At 40.3% G+C, this 18,396-nt stretch carries 12 protein-coding genes; 4 read left to right on the forward strand and 8 right to left on the reverse strand.

Annotation, left to right across the window (positions count from 1 at the left end; genetic code table 11):
- Nucleotides 1-139 precede the first annotated feature (139 nt).
- The 8 genes from LQ201_RS25080 to LQ201_RS25115 form a co-directional block, all read right to left on the reverse strand.
- Nucleotides 140-979 carry an energy transducer TonB gene (locus LQ201_RS25080; protein WP_215130675.1) on the reverse strand — a complete coding sequence of 280 codons (840 nt, stop codon included), beginning with the start codon at nt 977-979 and terminating at the stop codon, nt 140-142.
- Nucleotides 979-1,380 carry a biopolymer transporter ExbD gene (locus tag LQ201_RS25085; protein WP_025144642.1) on the reverse strand — a complete coding sequence of 134 codons (402 nt, stop codon included), beginning with the start codon at nt 1,378-1,380 and terminating at the stop codon, nt 979-981. Before LQ201_RS25085 ends, LQ201_RS25080 begins: the two co-directional genes overlap by 1 nt.
- Nucleotides 1,380-2,084 (reverse strand): MotA/TolQ/ExbB proton channel family protein, encoded by a 705-nt coding sequence (locus tag LQ201_RS25090; RefSeq protein ID WP_029279915.1) that lies wholly within the window; start codon nt 2,082-2,084, stop codon nt 1,380-1,382. The genes LQ201_RS25085 and LQ201_RS25090 overlap by 1 nt, the downstream gene beginning before the upstream one ends.
- Entirely contained in the window at nt 2,084-3,853 is a 1,770-nt protein-coding gene (locus LQ201_RS25095) for an SPOR domain-containing protein (RefSeq protein WP_230146449.1), read from the reverse strand. Before LQ201_RS25095 ends, LQ201_RS25090 begins: the two co-directional genes overlap by 1 nt.
- A 434-nt stretch (nt 3,854-4,287) precedes the next feature.
- On the reverse strand, nt 4,288-5,913 hold the full coding sequence (locus LQ201_RS25100) for a LamG-like jellyroll fold domain-containing protein (RefSeq protein WP_230146448.1): 1,626 nt from the start codon (nt 5,911-5,913) through the stop codon (nt 4,288-4,290).
- Between the two features lie 84 nt (nt 5,914-5,997).
- Complete coding sequence (locus LQ201_RS25105) at nt 5,998-7,638, reverse strand: SusD/RagB family nutrient-binding outer membrane lipoprotein (protein ID WP_230146447.1); 1,641 nt, start codon at nt 7,636-7,638, stop codon at nt 5,998-6,000.
- Between the two features lie 11 nt (nt 7,639-7,649).
- Nucleotides 7,650-10,760, reverse strand: coding sequence for a SusC/RagA family TonB-linked outer membrane protein (locus tag LQ201_RS25110; protein ID WP_230146446.1), 3,111 nt, complete (start codon nt 10,758-10,760; stop codon nt 7,650-7,652).
- Nucleotides 10,761-10,904: 144 nt separating this feature from the next.
- Nucleotides 10,905-11,801, reverse strand: coding sequence for an ROK family protein (locus tag LQ201_RS25115; protein WP_230146445.1), 897 nt, complete (start codon nt 11,799-11,801; stop codon nt 10,905-10,907).
- A gap of 149 nt (nt 11,802-11,950) precedes the next feature.
- On the opposite strand from LQ201_RS25115, the gene LQ201_RS25120 reads away from it, so the two are divergent.
- The 4 genes from LQ201_RS25120 to LQ201_RS25135 are packed head-to-tail and all read left to right on the forward strand — an operon-like array spanning nt 11,951 to nt 18,389.
- Nucleotides 11,951-12,592, forward strand: coding sequence for an RNA polymerase sigma-70 factor (locus LQ201_RS25120; RefSeq protein ID WP_230146444.1), 642 nt, complete (start codon nt 11,951-11,953; stop codon nt 12,590-12,592).
- A gap of 46 nt (nt 12,593-12,638) precedes the next feature.
- Nucleotides 12,639-13,652, forward strand: coding sequence for a FecR family protein (locus LQ201_RS25125; RefSeq protein ID WP_230146443.1), 1,014 nt, complete (start codon nt 12,639-12,641; stop codon nt 13,650-13,652).
- 32 nt (nt 13,653-13,684) lie between these two features.
- Entirely contained in the window at nt 13,685-16,786 is a 3,102-nt protein-coding gene (locus LQ201_RS25130) for a SusC/RagA family TonB-linked outer membrane protein (protein ID WP_230146442.1), read from the forward strand.
- A gap of 7 nt (nt 16,787-16,793) precedes the next feature.
- Nucleotides 16,794-18,389 (forward strand): SusD/RagB family nutrient-binding outer membrane lipoprotein, encoded by a 1,596-nt coding sequence (locus tag LQ201_RS25135; protein ID WP_230146441.1) that lies wholly within the window; start codon nt 16,794-16,796, stop codon nt 18,387-18,389.
- Nucleotides 18,390-18,396: the final 7 nt, after the last annotated feature.

Consider the following 18,396-nt stretch of genomic DNA (forward strand, 5'->3'; position numbering starts at 1 on the left):
CGATAATCAGGTTATAATTGGTAATAATTGTTTGTCGAAAATTTTGAGGAGATAAGTCTTCTGTCAGATAGTAATATCTGACAGCACAATAAATGATAACAAAAAAATGGTCTGTGAAGACACAGACCATAGATATTTTTTATTTCACTTTAAAGTTGAACATTACAATCCCGGTTTGTACATCGGGTGCTGATTCTAATTTGTTTAAGCTCGCACCTAATACCGCCTGTTCACATTTCCGCCAAAGTGCTAAATCAGATAGAGTAGTGCCTTTTGCACCTGCACGGGCCTGAACCACTTTACCATTTTTATCTACGCGGATTTGAACGGCGATTTTTCCTGCGCTTTGTCCATCATCCTGAATTCTAGGGATATCGATGAATTTTCTGCTGGCTAATGATAACTGTACATTGCCATTTCCAGAACCACCTTCTCCATAATTTGATGCCAATGGATCACCATCTTTATCACCTTGGTTTCCTGGTGTTTTTCCAGTCCCATCTCCCTGACCCTGACCAGTATTTTTTTTGCCTTTGTAAAGCGCGTTTTGATTAATCACTGGTTTAGACGGCTTATCTTCAGTTACCGGAGTTGGTGCCGCAGTAGTCGGTTTTGTAGGTTTAGTATTTACGGCAATGGCATCTTCCGTATTTTGTGTCTGGATTTCCTTTTCAGTATTTTCGGTAGCGGTAGTTGGGGTCACTTTTTCTTCTGGTGTTACCTTATCAGGCGCTTTACCATTGGCGTTTGGATCAGCCGATGGTTCTTCAATGCTGGTATAATCATCGCCCATTCCTTCTGCAGAAGTTCCATAATTTACAACCATACCACCCATACCCACTTCTTCAGGTGGCTGGAACGAGCCAATCACGATAAAAAAGCTGATCAATAACAAAAATCCCATAATTCCGCTTGCTATGGCAATGGCCTTAGGGTAATTATTTTCCTCGTTAGGTACGTTTTGTGCTTTGTAGTTCATTATTTTTTAGGCTCAACGGCTACAACAAGTTTTAATTTTAATTTATTGGCAATATCGTTTACAACAAATCCATCCTGATAAGTCACGTTACGCGATACATATAAAAGAATGGTCATATCTGGTGCCAATTTTTGATATGATGCCAATGTTGGTTCTAATTCTTCAATGCTAACTGGTTTTTTTTCAACGAAATATTTAAGGTTTTCGTCTATCGTAACGGTAACTGCTTTCTTGGCGGTAGATTGCTGTCCGCTTGATGATTGTGGCAACAGCAATTTAACCACAGTAGGATTTACCACTGCAGAGGCCAATAAGAAGAACAGCATCAGGAAGAACATAATATCGTTCAACGCTGAAGTATGTACTTCTACCGATCCTTTTGTTCTTTTGCGTAAATTCATTATTTGCCTGGTTCTTCTAGTAAATCAATAAAATCAATTGCATCGGTTTCCATTTTAAGGATGATTTTTTCGACCATAATGTTTAAAATGTGATACAGTACGTAAGCGATAATACCGATAATCAGTCCGGTTGCTGAAGTAATCATTTTGGTATATAAACCACCAGAGATGGTTCCGATTTCAATTGCACCTTTTATTGATACCTGGTGGAAAATGGTAATTACCCCCACAATTGTACCTACGAAACCAAGCATTGGTGCAATACCTGCAACAATACCCAATATACTGATGTTCTTCTCCAATTTAGAAACCTCTAGTTTACCAACATTTTCAATCGCGCCTTCAATATCTTTAATTGGGCGGCCAATGCGTTTTAAACCTTTTTGCAACATGCGCGAAAGGGGAGAGTTATTATTTCTTAAAAGCGACATAGCGCCCTCTAAATTTCCCGATTGGATATACGACCTGATCTGACCCATTAGGTTCGATTCGTCTTTGGTTGCTTTTTTAATGGTTAAATAACGTTCAAAAAAAATAACTAAGGCTAACAATGCTAAAAAAGCCAATGGAACCATTACCCAGCCGCCTTTAAAAAGCAGATCGATAAAATGTAGTTCTGGCTGTGGTTGTGTTACTGCTTGGTTAACCGCATTTGCTGTGTCTTGTAATGCTTGTGTGGTGTCCTGAATTAATAAAGTTATCATTATGGTTGTGTGTTGTTAAATATTTGTTGTACGTAAAACCCTTTTCCCTTTAGTTTTTTCTGCAAAATATCTTTCTGCTCCTCAGCTTCTTTTTGTGTTTTAAAACTTGCAATGCTAACTTTTTTCCACGGGCCTGCCATATTTGCAATTTTAGCATTTAAACCTCGGGCTTTAACTATGGAAATATATTTTTCGGCTCCTGCAACTGTTTTATAGGATGCGGCAATAACATCAAACGTAGAAGGACCAGTGTTTGGTACAACTTTATTTTCTTTTGGTGTTTCGGTAGCTGGCTTAGCTACAGGTTTTACCGCTACTTTTTTAGCTGTATCTGCTTTTTTCTGAACCTGGTTTGCTTTTAAAATGCTATCTGTTTTGGCTATAGAATCCTGTTTTGCTTTTAGGGTATCAACAACAACCTTCGGCGAATCGACAATTACTTGTGCCGGTTTTACTGCTTGAGCTGTTTCACCGGTAAATAATTCTGGTTTAACCAAATAGGTTATCGCTGCAATAATAACCAAAGCTAACACTGCAATTGTAATCATCAACCAGGTAGACATACCTTGTCGTGTTTCGTCATCATGGTCTATTGGATCGTGACCAAAACGGTTAGGATGCTCTGCATGCTGCTCTTTTATAAATGCAGGGGCCTCAATTACAGGTTCTTCTTTTTTAGCTTCGTCTTCTAAATTGATGTATGTTTTAGGTTCCTCCGTTTCCGACCTAAGTGAGAAACGGCTCGAAGGTTCATTTTGTGGAATAACGGTTTCTGGTACCTCCACGGTATTGATTTCCTCAGGCGCTGGGATATTTTCTGTAGCAATTACTTCGTCTCGTACATCGTCAGATTCAGGCGTTTCAATAGCGGGTTGTTCAACAGCAATATTTTCTGCTTCCGACTCGGGCGTGTGACCAAAACGGTCTGGATGCTCTTCATGCTGTGCCACAACTGATTCGGGAACTTCTACAGCTTCAGCGTTAGTATTTTCTACCTCTTCTTTAGGTGTATTTTCAGCAGTATTTGCTTCATCTTGTGCTTCAGCAGATTCAGGTGTTTCAATTGCCTGATGTTCGGCGGCGATATTTTCTACTTCCGATTCTGGTGTATGACCAAAACGGTTAGGATGTTCTTCATGCTGTTCCTTAATAAATTCTGGTGCTTCAATAATTTCTTCTGAAGGAGTTTCTGAATGTTTTAAAGTGTTTTTAAGATCATCTTTAACTTCATCCAATTCTACATTTTCGATTACCGGAGCCTGATATGATTTATTCTCAAATGGAGATGGTACCACTGGTGCTTCAGCAATTTCGTCGTAAACTTCTTCCTCTTGTTGAGGTAAATCAGTTTTTATTTCCTCAATTACGGTTTCTGCCAATGATGGAAGACCGTAAAATTCAGAACCATAGTTCATATTTTTAACCGGTTCGAAACCTAATCCTTGCTCGGTAAAAAATAAGCGGCCGGTATTTTGTAACTCGGCCTCATGGTCTAATTCTAATTTTTGATTTACTTCTTCAACAAACTGGGCAATGTGATTACGGGCATCATCGTCACTGATGCTTGTTTTAGCTGAAATGAAATTGGCTAAAGCGTTTTCTTCTGTTACTTCTGCTGAAAATTGCAGCGTATATCCGGGAGGCAAAAACGTTTGTTTTTCCTTATCGTATCTTCCTGGGTATTTCTTTTTATAAAAGGTGCCCAAGCCGGTAATACCAACTTCTTTGCGTTGCTGCAAGAGTTCTAATAGGTATGATAAGATATCCATTCGGGTAAAATTAAGCGTTTAAAATTAAAAATTATATTCTACCTTCAAATAGTGTCTACGGGTGCTACTACACATCCTATTCCAAAAAGGGGACAAAAACGAGTACAGTTTTGTTATTTTAATCATGAAAAAAAATCACAGTTTTCTAAACCTATATCTGTATCCGTGCAAAGATAACGGTTACAAAGATAGAAATGGTATGCTAGTAAGCAAATCGCTAAATCGATATAATATTGATTTTGAAGCTAAGGCCTAAGTTATAGAAACGCTTTACTAAAGAAAAGCGTATATAGGAAAAGAAGAGGAGGATTTTAAAAGAGGTTGTATCATAATGTTAAAATCAATTCGTTCTGAGGCAAGCTTAGGATGACAATTCGATATTTATGATACAACCTCTTAGGTTTTTTAGGTAATATAACTGTTTTGAGGAGGATCTATAAACAAGGAACAGTAGTAGACCAATCGGTGCTCTCCATATTAAGTAAGCTTGTAGTGTGGCCATGCCCTGTTGCGTCTGCAATGGTGGTTCCAGTACCTTCGTCGAATTTCCAATAAGCCTCTAAGTTGGTACTTGTAGCACTTACACTGCATTTATTAGCTGAAATTGTCGACTGTGCCAATGCCGATTTCCAAACCCGCATTTCATCGAACTGACCATTAAAACCTCTGTTGGCATCCCAGCTTCTCGAAATCTGGAATGTGCCGTTAGCAGCAATAGTACCAGTAGCGCTCATGCTGGCATCTAAAGTGCCATTGATGTAGATTTTCATGGTCGAGCCATCGTATGTTGCCGCGATATGATACCAGGTATTAGTACTTAGCGCTGTAGCGGAGTTTAGCTTTTTAGGCGTTGCACCACCTGTATTCAATACAAATTGCACTTTATTGTTGGCTAGAGAAGCATCACCCAAACGAAGTAAAGCCACATTGGCATCGCTCACTTCAATCCCCATAATAGTGGAGATATTTGGAGCAGTTGCTTTAAAAGCAGCTGGTTTAATCCATGCTTCGTAAGTTAAGCTGTTGCCTGCAAGATTGAAAGTATTCGAATTTAAATATTCATTTGTTCCATCAAAAACTAAAGATCGGTTTCCGACTGCTGGCGGTGTACCACCATTGCCATCAATACAGTTTGGTTTTACAGCAGTTGCAGCACCATATAGTACGTTAGACATGGCCGATAGCTTAGTTTGCGAATTATTGGCGACGTTGTAAACCATGGCACTGGCCAAACCATTATTTTTTACATAAGTGGCTACAGCTGCCTGATCGCTATTGCCTAAATCTGTTCCTAAACCCAATTTACTTTTAGGTACGCCAGCATTAATGTAAGGCTGTAAACGGCCGGCATAATTTGTAGAGAAGTAAGTTTGCTCAAATACATAATCTAAAATATCGCCTAGTTTTTGGTTGTTATAAGTAGAAGTAAAATAATTGGCCTGATTAAATGCAGCCATGGTAATGAGTTTATCAGCGCCCATACGTGCCCTAAGTGCTGCTGCTGCTAGCACCAACGAGCCATCATTTGCGGTGCATGCAGAATACTCATCATCAATATCAATTCCATCTAAGCCATATTGTTGTACGGCGTTGGCACATTGAATGGCAAAGGCATCGGCCTGTGCGTAAGTGGTAAAGCAACCCCAGCCTGCATTTTGGTGGTTTCCGAGTACATCTAGTACTACTTTTATACCTAATGATTTAAGGTATGCCACCTTGCCTGAATTTAAAGTTTCTTGTACCTGTGGATTGAAATACAAAGTTGGTACGCCATTTACCGAATTGATATTGGCAGCAAAAATAACAGAAACACCAAATAACTGACTAGCTGAAGTGCCGTAGGTGTAGCAACCTGGGTTTACAAAATTGTTGCTGTTTACCTCTACATAGGCGGTCATGAATGGGCCAGTTAAGGCCAGGGCGGAGGCATTGGTCGCAGCTCTGGCGGTACCTTTGGTGCTCAAAGAGTTGTCTTCTTTTTCAGAATTGGCTTTTTTACAAGCATACAACAGGGCGAAAGCTGTTAACAGCAGTACGCCGAAAACGGTTAGTTTTCTCATAGGTTTAAAAATTTTGGTTAGAAATTGGTTTGATATAAAAAAGGTAGGACAACTTTCGTTATCCTACCCGGTGGTATTTGTGTGTTAGAAGTTCGCTTTATTCACGTCCCACCATAGCCTGGTGCCACCATTATCAGGGCCACCAAGCAAGGTTACGGCTTTACGTACCTCATCTTTATTTCCATTGCCGTATTCTGCTGTTGGATATGGCAATCTGCGAATCTGCAATTGGGTATTGATTGTACCGCCGCTATTGTTGTTGGCTACTGTAAACAGTTTTGGGTAACCTGTTCTGCGGAAATCAGCCCAGGCCTCAGCTCCATCAGGAAAAATAGCTAACCATTTTTGCGTAATAATCCGCTCTAATTTCACTTCGTTAGATGCAGCCCCATCCCATTTAATGGTAATGGTGCTTACTGGGGCTGCATTGTTAGCTGGGTTTTTCGGATCTACATAAGCTGTTGGTTTGCTTACCGCATCGGTTAGGTAGCCACCAATACTAGCGTTCCATTGTTGCATTGATGTAGTTATACCTGTTTCATAATTACTTTGTGCATCTCCTGCACCCGCCCAACCGCGTAAAGCCGCTTCAGCTTTTAAAAACCAAACTTCAGCAGCCGTCATTAATATTTGTGGTGCTTTTTGTCCGATAGGTGATTTTGAATTATCTGGTACAGAAGAATTTAAACTCGAATAGGTTTTGTACCCAGCTTTGCCCAAACCGTTAAAAGAAGTATTCGCTCCCGATCTGATTCCTACATACTGTCCTGCAAAAAGAGGATCGGTAGCTGGTGTACAGTATATTGATAAACGTGGATCGGAATAACCAACCAGGTACGATTGTAATGCTGCGCCCATTGCGTTATCACCATCGTAATTTACGGTTACATTCCAAAGGTCGTTATTTCTGTTTCCCGATTGTGCAACAGCCGCATTATCGCTTGGTACAGTCATTAATCCACCTGTTGCAGCCATTGCTTTTTCTGCCTGCAACTTTGCTGTAGCCGGATCAACTTTAACAATGCGCATGGCTAAACGTAACCTTAACGAGTTGGCTAATTTAAGCCATTTTGAAACATCTCCTCCATAAACCAGATCACCAGAATCGTAGTAGGCTTTTTTGCCAGGGTTTGCTGTGATAAAAGCCTGCAGATTATTTGCTGCTGTATCAATCTGTTTAAAAAATTCGGTATAAACCGTTTTTTGATCATCGTAAGCTTGAGAAATTAATGATTTACCAGCCTGTGTATACGGAATCGGACCAAATTTATCGGTTACCCTATCCATCGCAATTACCTGTACTAAAAGCGATATACCCCACGATTCTGGCGCAGTTGCTTTTAAAGGTGATATGGCAATTTTAGAAATTGGCGCCATCACATTGGTATATTGATCGTTAAAACCGGCTTCATTCCAGCCATTATTAAGCGAATAGTTCATATTATTAATACCCCCGCCAAATGGTGTTGGAGCCATCATGTACCCACTAAAAGCATCAGAACTTAAATTCTGTGCAATTTGGTAGTTAGAAAATATATTTTGCTGAATAGGGCCAATTGCCGATCGCAATAAGGCTAAACTCTGCTCAGTAGTCGGTAAATTATCGTTGGTGTTAAAACTTTCAAAGTTCTTTTTACAGCCTTGATTTAGGCCGGCAACGGCTAAAAGCAAAACTAAAGACAAGCCTTTAATTTTATGTTGAGATGAATGATATATCGATTTCATGTTTGTTCGGATTAAAATAAAACATTAAGGTTAAAACCAAAACTTCTGGTAACCGGTTGGTTAAAAACATCTATTCCCGATAAACCATTACCGGTAGACATGGTAACCTCCGGATCGTAAGGTGCTTTTTTGTAGAAATAGAAGAGGTTTCTACCAATTAATGAAAGGCGCATGCTTTTAAATGTTCCTTTTAAAGGTAAATTATAACCTATTGAAGCTTCGCGCAGGCGCACCACAGTAGCGCTGTACACATACTCGCCAGTTACACCGTTTCTGTCACCTAAGAAAGAATAATAGCTTTGTGGGTTAATCGTTGCCGAAACTGCTTTTCCGCTGGCATCTACACCATCAATTTTAACACCGCCCTGCGCTCTTGCATCACCTGATGCTTTTGAAGCTCCTGCCTGGTCCATTAATGCTTCGGTTAGCGAAAGCACCTTGCCCCCAAACTTACCATCTACCAGGAAGCTTAAGCTAAAATCTTTGTAATTGAAACTGTTGCTCCAACCCAACTGAAATTTAGGGTTTGCGTTTGCTATTAGGCTATAATCTGCACTTTTAACCGGAAAGTACGGGTTTGCAGCAGTTCCATCACCATTTAGTACGATACGGCCATTTGCATCTCTTTGTAAGGTGTAGCCATAAATATCACCATAAGACCCTCCTGCAGCTATACGCGAGATATATGCATTGTTTCCGCCACCTGTTAAATCGATCGAATTTAAACCTTGCGCCGCCGCTACATCAATAATTTTGTTTCTGTTCAACGATCCGTTAATGGATGTATTCCAGTTAAGGCCATCGCCTTTTAATACATCAGCCCCTAAAGTAAATTGTATGCCCTGATTTTGAACATCACCTGCATTTAAATACCCTGTTGCAACAAGTCCAGAAGGAGCTGGCTTAACTGGAATGTATTGGTTTTTGGTGTTTGTTTTATAATAGGTAAAGCTAAAGTTTAAACGGTTGGCTAGAAAACGCATATCAGTACCAATCTCGAAAGATTTTGTTCTTTCTGGTTTTAACTCAGCAAATGCCCTGTTGGTGTTGATGGTAAGTGCACCACCATTGCCCAAAGTATTTTGGATAAAGGTTAAGTATGCTGGCACGGTGTTACCCACTTCTGCATAAGTACCTCTTATTTTGGCATAAGTAATCGCCTCTGGCAATTTAACCATTTGCGATACGATGAATGACAAACCTACCGATGGATAAAAATAAGAAACATTTGGGGTAAATGATAGGTTTGAAGACCAGTCGTTTCTACCTGTTAAAGTTAAAAATGCCCAATCTTTATAGGATAAATTCGCGTTTGCAAATACGGCTTGCAATTGGCTGTGTAAAGCATCATTTGCTTTTGTGGTGTTCAATACATCAGAAGTATAGGTGCCTGCTGTTGCCACAATGGTATTATTTGCTGTAAATAAATCAACTGCACTCAAATCGCCTGCTAAAGATAAGCCCGTCGTTTTCTGATCGTTAATGCTACCGCCAATCAATCCGTTAATCTTAAAGTCAGAATCTTTCATCGGCACCGTAACGTTTAATATCGCATCGGCATATTTCTGAATGTAAGTTTGAGTATTCTGAGATAGGTATCCTCTACCATTTGAGTTAAAGTTTCCGTTTATGCCCGAATAACGTCTGTTTTCGAAATCATCTGTAGTACGGTCTATATTTCCCCTTACCTGAAGATTTAACCATGGCGTAAACTCATATTTCACATTTCCACTCAATAAAAAGCGGTTTCTGATGGCGGTATTTGGATTAAGGTTGGTTAAAAACCATGGGTTCTGGTTAATATCTGCAGAACCACCTAGCCAGTTCTGGCGCGCAGTACCTACATTTCCTGATAACAAATAATTGTCTTTGTACGGTGTAATATCAACTCCTCTTGGGAAAAGATAGAGACCAACAAGCGGGTTGTTGTACAATCCAATTGATGGACTATTGTTTATACGTTGGTTAATGTAATTTACATTTCCATCAACCGTTAATTTGTTGTTTAAAAACTTGGCTGTTTCGCGCAGGTTAATATTATGCCTGTTTAACTTGTTGCCTTCCTGTATACCGCTTGCATAAGTATTGGCATAAGAAAAATAAGTTTGGGCAATTTCCGATCCGCCAGAAAAATTGACCGAATTGGTCGCATTTGTTCCTGTTTGGAAAAACTGATCAAGGTTATCAGTGGTGTTGTTAATTGCTGGTCCCCAGCTGTCTCTGGTTGCGGTAGATGCAGGGTCATAACTGTTTTGAAATTCGGGTTTGTAAGCAATTTTATCAAAAGTTAAACTCGACGAAAAACCGATCTGTGTTTTGCCGGCTTTGCCTTGTTTGGTTGTGATTAAGATAACACCATTCTGTGCCTGGCTACCATAAAGGGCTGCGGCAGATGCGCCTTCCAGCACGGTTAAACTTTCGATATCATCGGGGTTTAAGTTTGATATACCATCGCCACCATCCTGGCCGCCACCAAAAACACTGTTCTGCTGTGCATTGGCGTTACCGTTATTGCTGATTGGCACGCCGTCAATTACATACAAGGGCTGGTTGTTCCCGCTCACCGAACGGCTACCCCTTAATATTACTTTGGCCGAACCACCAACACCCGAAGAACTCGGACTAATCGTCATTCCGGCAACTTTACCATTTAACGAATTTACCAGGTTAGGACTTTTTACTTTGTTCAGTTCCTCGCCCGATACTTGCTGGGTGGTATAAGTTAAAGATTTTTCCGATCTTTTAATCCCCAGCGCCGTTACCACTACGGTTTCAAGGTTTTTAGCGTCAGGGGCTAAAGTAATATCAATGGTACTTTGCGTACCTACAGTAACTTCTTTGCTCTGGTAGCCGATAAACGAGAACACCAAAACATCGCCCGTTTTAGCCGTTATGCTATATTGGCCTAAAGTATTGGTTTGTGTGCCGCCTTGCGCGCCCTTTATAGTAATGGTTACACCTGGTAGGGTAGCGCCCGTTTCATCTTTTACGGTTCCTTTAATCGCATCCTGATAAACAGAATGGAAAGAAACTGCACGATTAAAATGATCGATTGGTGCAGCTGCATACAAACCTGTGGATGCATAGAGCAATAAGCAGGTGAGCTGTAAAGATTTTTTCATATTCATTATGAATAATTTTGAATAAGTATTTGGTTAATTGTTTGCCGCCTTCAGGATTTCCATCCGTCCGGTTTTATAGTTAAGAGCATTTTGATTACACAAATTGCCTACAAGGGAATTGAATTATTTTTAAATAATTTTTTGTTAGATTTTTTCGATCGTTTTAAATGTCTGTGTAGACCAGCAACCCGCAGCTCCAACCAAGGCCGCATCTTCATTCAATTTCGAAATATGTATTGGAGAAGTGATACCCTGCGAATGGAGGTATTTAACCACACCGGGAATGAAGCGGTTGGAGGCGTTGGCAATATTACCACCGATTACAATGGCTTCAGCAGCATTATCCTGTTGAAATTTTTTGAGGAAAAGCCCAAGGTTATGGCTAAACTCAGCAAATATTTTCCGCACGGTTTGGTTATCGTCGTAAAGTTTGGCCAGTTCTCTAACATTCAGAATATTAAATCCTGTGAGCTCATAATAACGTTTTAAAAACCATCGGGTAGAAAGATAATCTTCTGTTATGCCATCTAAAAAAGGAGCACACCATAAATTGGCATCATCAATTTTTCCCTGATTGTAAACCGCACTTCCTAAACCTGTTCCCAATGTAATGCCAATCAGGTGCTGATAGGCACCTGCCTCACCCGCAAATACTTCTCCGGCCAAAAAACAAGCAGCATCGTTACTCATCAAAATCTGATCCCGGCCAATCTGAAGTTCACTGGCCAGCATGTCTTTTACGTTTAGTCCATAAAAAGCGGCATATTTATCATTGCCTGCGATATAAGAGATACCATTGTCATAATCGAATGGGCCTGGCATGGCAATACCCAAACGGCCAATTTGGATATCTACCTTTTTATAAGCTGCTTTAATTGCACTGCACCAGGTGTGGATAATCTGTTCTGTTGGGCCGTGCGAGTCAACCCGCTCGCGCGTGTAGGAATTTTTAAGAATGTTCCGCTGCTGCATATCGAGTACGGCAGCTGTAATGTGCGAACCCCCGATATCAATGCCCATCACATATTTGTTTTTATTCATTGTTTTCTGCTTCAATAGATCTATAAATGGCTGCGCCTTATTAAGGCACCGAATGAAGAGTCCTTTTTTTGTTAAATTGCCTACAGCGGGAAGATTTTTTTATGAAATATTTTTTATTACCTTACATTTGATTCACCAAACTAACCAAGTTGAAAGCAGCTAAGCCAGATCTAGTCGTTTTATGGAATAAGATTTGCCTTGAGGATGACATAAAATCTTTCGAGCAACTTTACCGCTTTCTATACAGCAGGTTGATCAAATTTTCTATTTACTATGTGGTTGATAAACAGGCTGCAGAAGACCTGGTTACGGAGGTATTTGTTAAATGCTGGGAAAACCGCGCAACAAGTGCCCATGTATTAAATCCCGAAAGTTATTTTTTTATCGCAGTAAAAAATCAATCACTCAAATACCTCAAAAAAAATTCTTCAATTACGTTTATCGATTTAGTAGATGCGGAAGAGGATATTTCGGTAACAGCACAAACGCCGGAGTATATTTTGGAAACCAAAGAACTGCACCGGCAACTTGATTTTGCCATTGCTGGTTTGGCACCTCAGGCCGCTACAGTTTTTAGGTTGATCAAAGAAAGTGGAATGAAATATAAGGAAGTAGCAGAACTGCTGAACATTTCACCCCGAACGGTGCAGACCCAATTGTTCAGGGCCATTGCAAAACTCCGCTTAATATTACAGCCCTTACAAAACAAAGGTCCGGATGAAAAAAAACTTGGAAAAATGATCTCCCTGATTATCTTAGTGGGTACTTTATCTTTTTTTTATTTTTTGTAGGCAATTTTAACAGAAAAAGGAACATATTATAAAGGGCGGAAAAAAAATGACAGATCAAAGATTTACAGAATTGCTTGGAAAACAATTGGCCGGTGAAATTTCACCTGATGAATCTGTTGAACTGAAATCGATTTTAGCCGATAACGAAGTGCTTAGAACAGAATATAAACAGCTACAAACTTATTTTGAATCTGAAACAGCTGAAGAAGAAAATATCGATCTTGTTTTTGATCGGATCAGCGCCCGGATCCAAGTTCCAGGTGAACCCAGTTTAAAGGTTGCCAAAAACAAAGGTTACCGTGTTTGGCTAAAAATCGCTGCCGTTGTAGCAATTGGTTTGGCTGGTGTTTTGGTGTATAACAGAGAGGCTATTTTCTTCAATAAAACAGATCAGCTGGTATTGAAACAAGCGCAAACCAGGGCAACCGAAATTAAAACCATTGTACTGGCCGATGGCTCTACCGTGAAAATGAATTCGGGGAGCAGCTTAAAATACCCTGATCACTTTAATACAGATACCAGGGATGTTTACTTATCTGGTGAGGCATTTTTTGATGTTAAAAAAGACCCTAAACACCCTTTTATTGTACACACCGAGCAATTGGCGGTAAAAGTACTGGGTACTGCCTTCGATGTTAAGGCTTACCAGAATGATACTTTTACCGAAACTACATTAATCAGGGGAAGCGTAGCCATCTCGCTTAAAAATAATACCAAGCAAACTTTTATCTTAAAGCCAAACGATAAATTTACCCTGGTGGGTAGCAAACCCAATTTAAGCCAGCTCACCCATTTTAGTGTAACAGGGACCGACAAAGTAATGGAAACCGCATGGACAAACCACGAACTCATCTATAAAAACAACCGTTTTGATGAAATTGCCAGGCTTTTTGAGCGCTGGTACGATGTTAAAATAACCTTTAAAGAAGCTGATCTTAAAACGATGAAATTTACCGGACATGTGGATAAAGAAACCATCGCCGAAGCTTTAAATGTGCTAAAGCTGATCGAAAATTTCAATTATTCCATAAAGGGGAAAAATGTCTATATCTATCGTTAGCACAAACAATTAAGCAATGTATATTTGTAGCCATGAATTGTGCGCAGAGAATCATATTGTTAATTGGATTGATTTTTCCGCTATGTGCCAATGCGCAAACTAAAGTAACCTTAAATTTTAACGGAGCAAATTTTGAGCAGGTTGTAGAAGCTATACAACAACAAACTGTTTATCATTTCGCCTACAGTGAATCTAAAATCCCTAAACATCAGGTATCAATCCAGGTAGAAGAAGAGGAGGCCATAAAGGTGATCGATCAATTGCTGCGCAATAGTGGTTATTCCTATTCTCTTTTGCCGAATAATTTAATCGTAATCAGAAAAAATGCCGAAGGAAAAATGGATTCTGATAGTGTCCGTTTTTTAAAAGAGGTTGTAATTACGGCTTTGGGTATCGAAAAAGACAATCAAAAAGTTGGCTATGCTTTAACTAGCATTAAAGGTTCTTCCATCGCCAAGGCAAGAGAAAGTAATATGATTATGGCGCTACAGGGTAGGGTAGCTGGACTTAACATTACCGGTGTAAACGGTGGCCCGGGATCTGCGGCACGCATACTCATCCGTGGTGTTTCCAGTATGACTGCTGCCTCTCCGTTATTTATCGTAAATGGTGTTCCCATTGATAACAGTATTCGTGGAAGTGCAAATGAATATGGCGGGGCCGATTATGGCGATGGCATTAGTAATATCAATCCAGATGATATTGAAACCATTACGATATTGAAAGGTTCGGCTGCTTCGGCTTTATATGGCGCCAGGGCTGCAAATGGTGTGATCCTCATTAATCTCAAAAGCGGTGGAGAAAATACCCAGCCAAAGCTGGAGTACAACGCAAACCTGGCCTGCGATGTGCCGGTTAATTCTACCGATTTTCAATATTTATATGGCCAAGGTACACAAAATAAACGTCCTGCCGATCTGTACAATGCAATTACCACGGGTTTGTTGAGCTGGGGAGAACTTATGGACGGTAAATTAAGCCCTCAGGTAGATGGCTCTATGCGCCCTTATGCTCCCGTTAAAAGTAACATCCAGACTTTTTACCGCACCGCTCCGGCCTTTATTAATACACTATCGCTGGTTGGTGGAAATACCAATAACAACTATCGTGTTTCGGTTTCTAATTTAGATTACAACTCTGTTTTAAGCAATGGATCCCTAAACCGTAAAACGCTGAATTTTTATGGTACAGTAGCGCTAAGCCCTAAAATATCGCTGAGCTTCACCGGTAATTACATTTACGAAAGGAACAAAAACAAAAGTTACCTCAGCGATGGCCCTTTAAATGCAAATTATGGGATTTCAGCTTTAGCCACCAGTTTAGATCAATCGATCTTAGCCCCTGGTTTTGATACCGAAACAGGATTTGAAACGCGGTGGAATGCGGATGAATATAAAACCAATCCTTATTTTTTAATGAACAAACAGGCCGATTATGCCAATAGAAACCGTTATATCACATCAGCCGTATTAAAATATAAGTTGGCCAGCTGGGCATCACTGCAGGGCAGAATTGGCTACGATTCGAGTAAAGATGAGGTGGTGAGTATTTTACCTACAGGCACTGCATTTTCAATTAACAGGCAGGGGGGTATAAATGCCTATGATCAAAACCATACTTCAGAGCTCAATAGCGATATTTTGTTTAGTGCAACCAGAAAGCTAAGCGATAAATTGAACCTCGAATTTTCAATGGGCGCAAATTATCGCGAAAGAAAGGGCAATACCGAAAAACTGAAAGGATCGCAGTTTAAAGTGCCATATCTGTATGTACCAGAAAATCTGATTACCAGTACCAAAACATTGGCCATATCCAGAATTGTAACCGAATCGGCTTATTACACTGCCGATCTCAGCTATCAGCGTTATCTTAACTTCTCCATTACCGGACGTTACGATATCTATTCTACCTTGCCTGCTAACAATCGGGGCATATTTGTACCCGGCGTATCGGGCAGTTTTATTTTTTCAGATCTGTTGAATTTGAAAGCCCTCGATTTTGGTAAATTGCGGTTGGATTTTGCCAAAACAAGTGGCGAACCTATTGTTCCGTACACCACACAGATTTATTATACCGTAGATAATCAGGTAAATGGTGTGCCTGTAGGTGGTTTTTCAGGAGATTTACCCAATTACAATTTAAAACCGTTTACCCTGAGTGAAATAGAGGCAGGCCTCGACCTTAAATTTTTAAATAGCCGTTTGGATGTCGATTTTACCTATTTCAACCGCATTACCCACAACGAAATTATTAATGCAAAACAATCGGTTACCACAGGTTTTACCTCCGCCTATGTTAACCTTGGCGAAACCCGGAATGCAGGGATAGAACTCGCTTTAGGCTATACGCCCTTGCTTACAACAACGGGCAAATGGCAGATCAACTTTAACATGACCAAGGTAAAAAATACCCTGCTTTCTATCGATGGTAACAGTAATTATACCCTTACGGGCACCTATCGGCCATTAAATGCCAATACTGCGCTGGTGGTTGGTAAACCGATCACGCAGATTATGGCCTACGATTATCTGCGGGATGCCAATGGAAACATCATTATCGGATCGGATGGCATACCTAAGCGGGGTAATTTTATTCCTATGGGTGGCACCATGCCAACTTTATATGGAGGGATAAGCAACAGTTTTAGCTATAAACAGTTTAGTTTTTCCTTTTTGATCGATTATCGCTTTGGCAATAAAATCCTATCCGCAACAGAATATTACAGTTATGTGCTCGGCCTAAATAAGGCAACTTTAGTGGGTAGGGAGACGGGGATTGTGGCCGATGGCGTGTTAGAAAATGGGCAGAAAAACACGATTAATGTTCCAGCTTATGCCTATTACCCTGAACTGGCTACCAATATTTCTGCATTATCGGTACTCAATGGCAGTTTTATCAAGCTGAGGCAGGCCACATTAGGTTATTCTTTTAGCGAACGTTTTTTAAAAAGAACACCTTTTAGTAGTGTAGGAATAGATCTGGTGGCGCGGAACCTGTTTACCTTGCTTAAATACACTAAAAATATAGATCCTGAGTCGCAGTTCTCGCCAACATTGGGTTATGCCGGGATAGAAGGGGCTTCATTGCCTGCAACACTTACATTTGGGGTTAATTTTAATTTTAAATTCAAATAAGATGGCCATGAGAAAGTTATGTGTTTTGGGTGCGTTTTTCCTGGCTTTAATGGGCAGTTGTTCTAAGGAAAAGCTGGACGAAATCAATACCGATCCAACCAAACTCACAGAAGACAATTATGATCCCAACAGCTTACTTGCACAGGCACAGTTAAAATATGCCAATTTGGGTTATTACCAACTGCTGTATCAGAGTACTATGATGCAGTTGCTTGCCTCAACTTATTATTATTACAACAATGGTGATAAATACATCAACGTGGGCAGTTTTACTGATTATCAGGGTCGTATTTTTGATGAAGGTTATGCTGATGCTTCCTACATCAGAGAGATGCAACGACTGGCCAGATTAAAAGATCCAGCGGCCTATAAAAACCTGATTGCAATTGGTGATATTATGTTTGTATTGATTTTGCAACGGATTACTGATACTTATGGCGATGTACCCTATACGCAGGCTGTCAAAGCGATGCAAGGTATTAAATATCCCGTTTACGATCGTCAGGAAGATATTTATACCCAAATGCTGAATGATCTCGAAACGGCTACCGCGCAATTGGATGCCGAAAAACCCGGGCCAAGCGCTGATCTTTTTTATAAAGGCGATATCGGTAAATGGAAAAAATTTGGTTATTCGTTAATGGTTAGGATTGCCATGCGGTTAACGAAAGTAGATCCGGAGAAGGCCAGAATTTGGACCGAAAAAGCTGCGGGCAAAACTTTTAACAGTATCAATGACAATGCGATTCTTTTAACCGATGCTTCCTCTTTTAACAGTCAAAATGGAACATCGCTTGCTTTAAGAACATTTTCCGACTATTTGGAAGTGCGGTGGAGTAAAACCTTAATTGATCAGTTAAAAAATACCAACGACCCCAGGTTGGAAGTGATAGGTGAAGTACCAAAAGATGGATTGGCCAAAAATGCAGATCAGAATTTAAGCGGAAATACCGATGCAGCTGTTCAGCTTGGGTTGCCAAATGGATACGATCTACAGGGTGGAGCCACCGATATCAGTCGTTCGCCAAACTATCCGGGTGGTACAGGTAGCGGAAGTGATTTTGCTCCGCTCGGAAAATATTCCAGACCACGCACTGCGATGTACCTTAAACTAGGTGGTCCGATTTTTATCCTGAGTTACGCTGAAATTGAATTTTTGCTTGCAGAGGCTAAAGTGAGAGGGTGGAATATAAGCGGAACTGCAAACCTGCACTACACCAATGGCTTAACCGGCGCAATCCAATCGCTTGCACAGCTGGATCCTTTAGCTGCGGTTGATGCCAATATAATTACTGCATTTGTAAACCAGAATCCACTTGATGAAAGCAGTACACAAAATGCACTAAGCGCAATCAATACACAATACTGGGTTACTACAGGAACTGATTTTAATTTCATAGAAGCCTGGCTAAACTGGAAAAGGAGCGATTACCCTAAACTTATCCCCATCAATTATAAAGGCAACGTTACCAATGGCACTATTCCCCGCCGGATGATCTATCTTTCAACAGAGGTGCTGAACAACCCGCAAAACTATAAAGATGCTGTAGCCAGGATAACTGGAGGCGATGTGCTTACTGCAAGGGTGTGGTGGGATAAATAATCAACCG

The sequence above is a fragment of the Pedobacter sp. Bi126 genome, from assembly GCF_918698245.1.
In the GTDB taxonomy this organism is placed as follows: Bacteria; Bacteroidota; Bacteroidia; order Sphingobacteriales; family Sphingobacteriaceae; genus Pedobacter.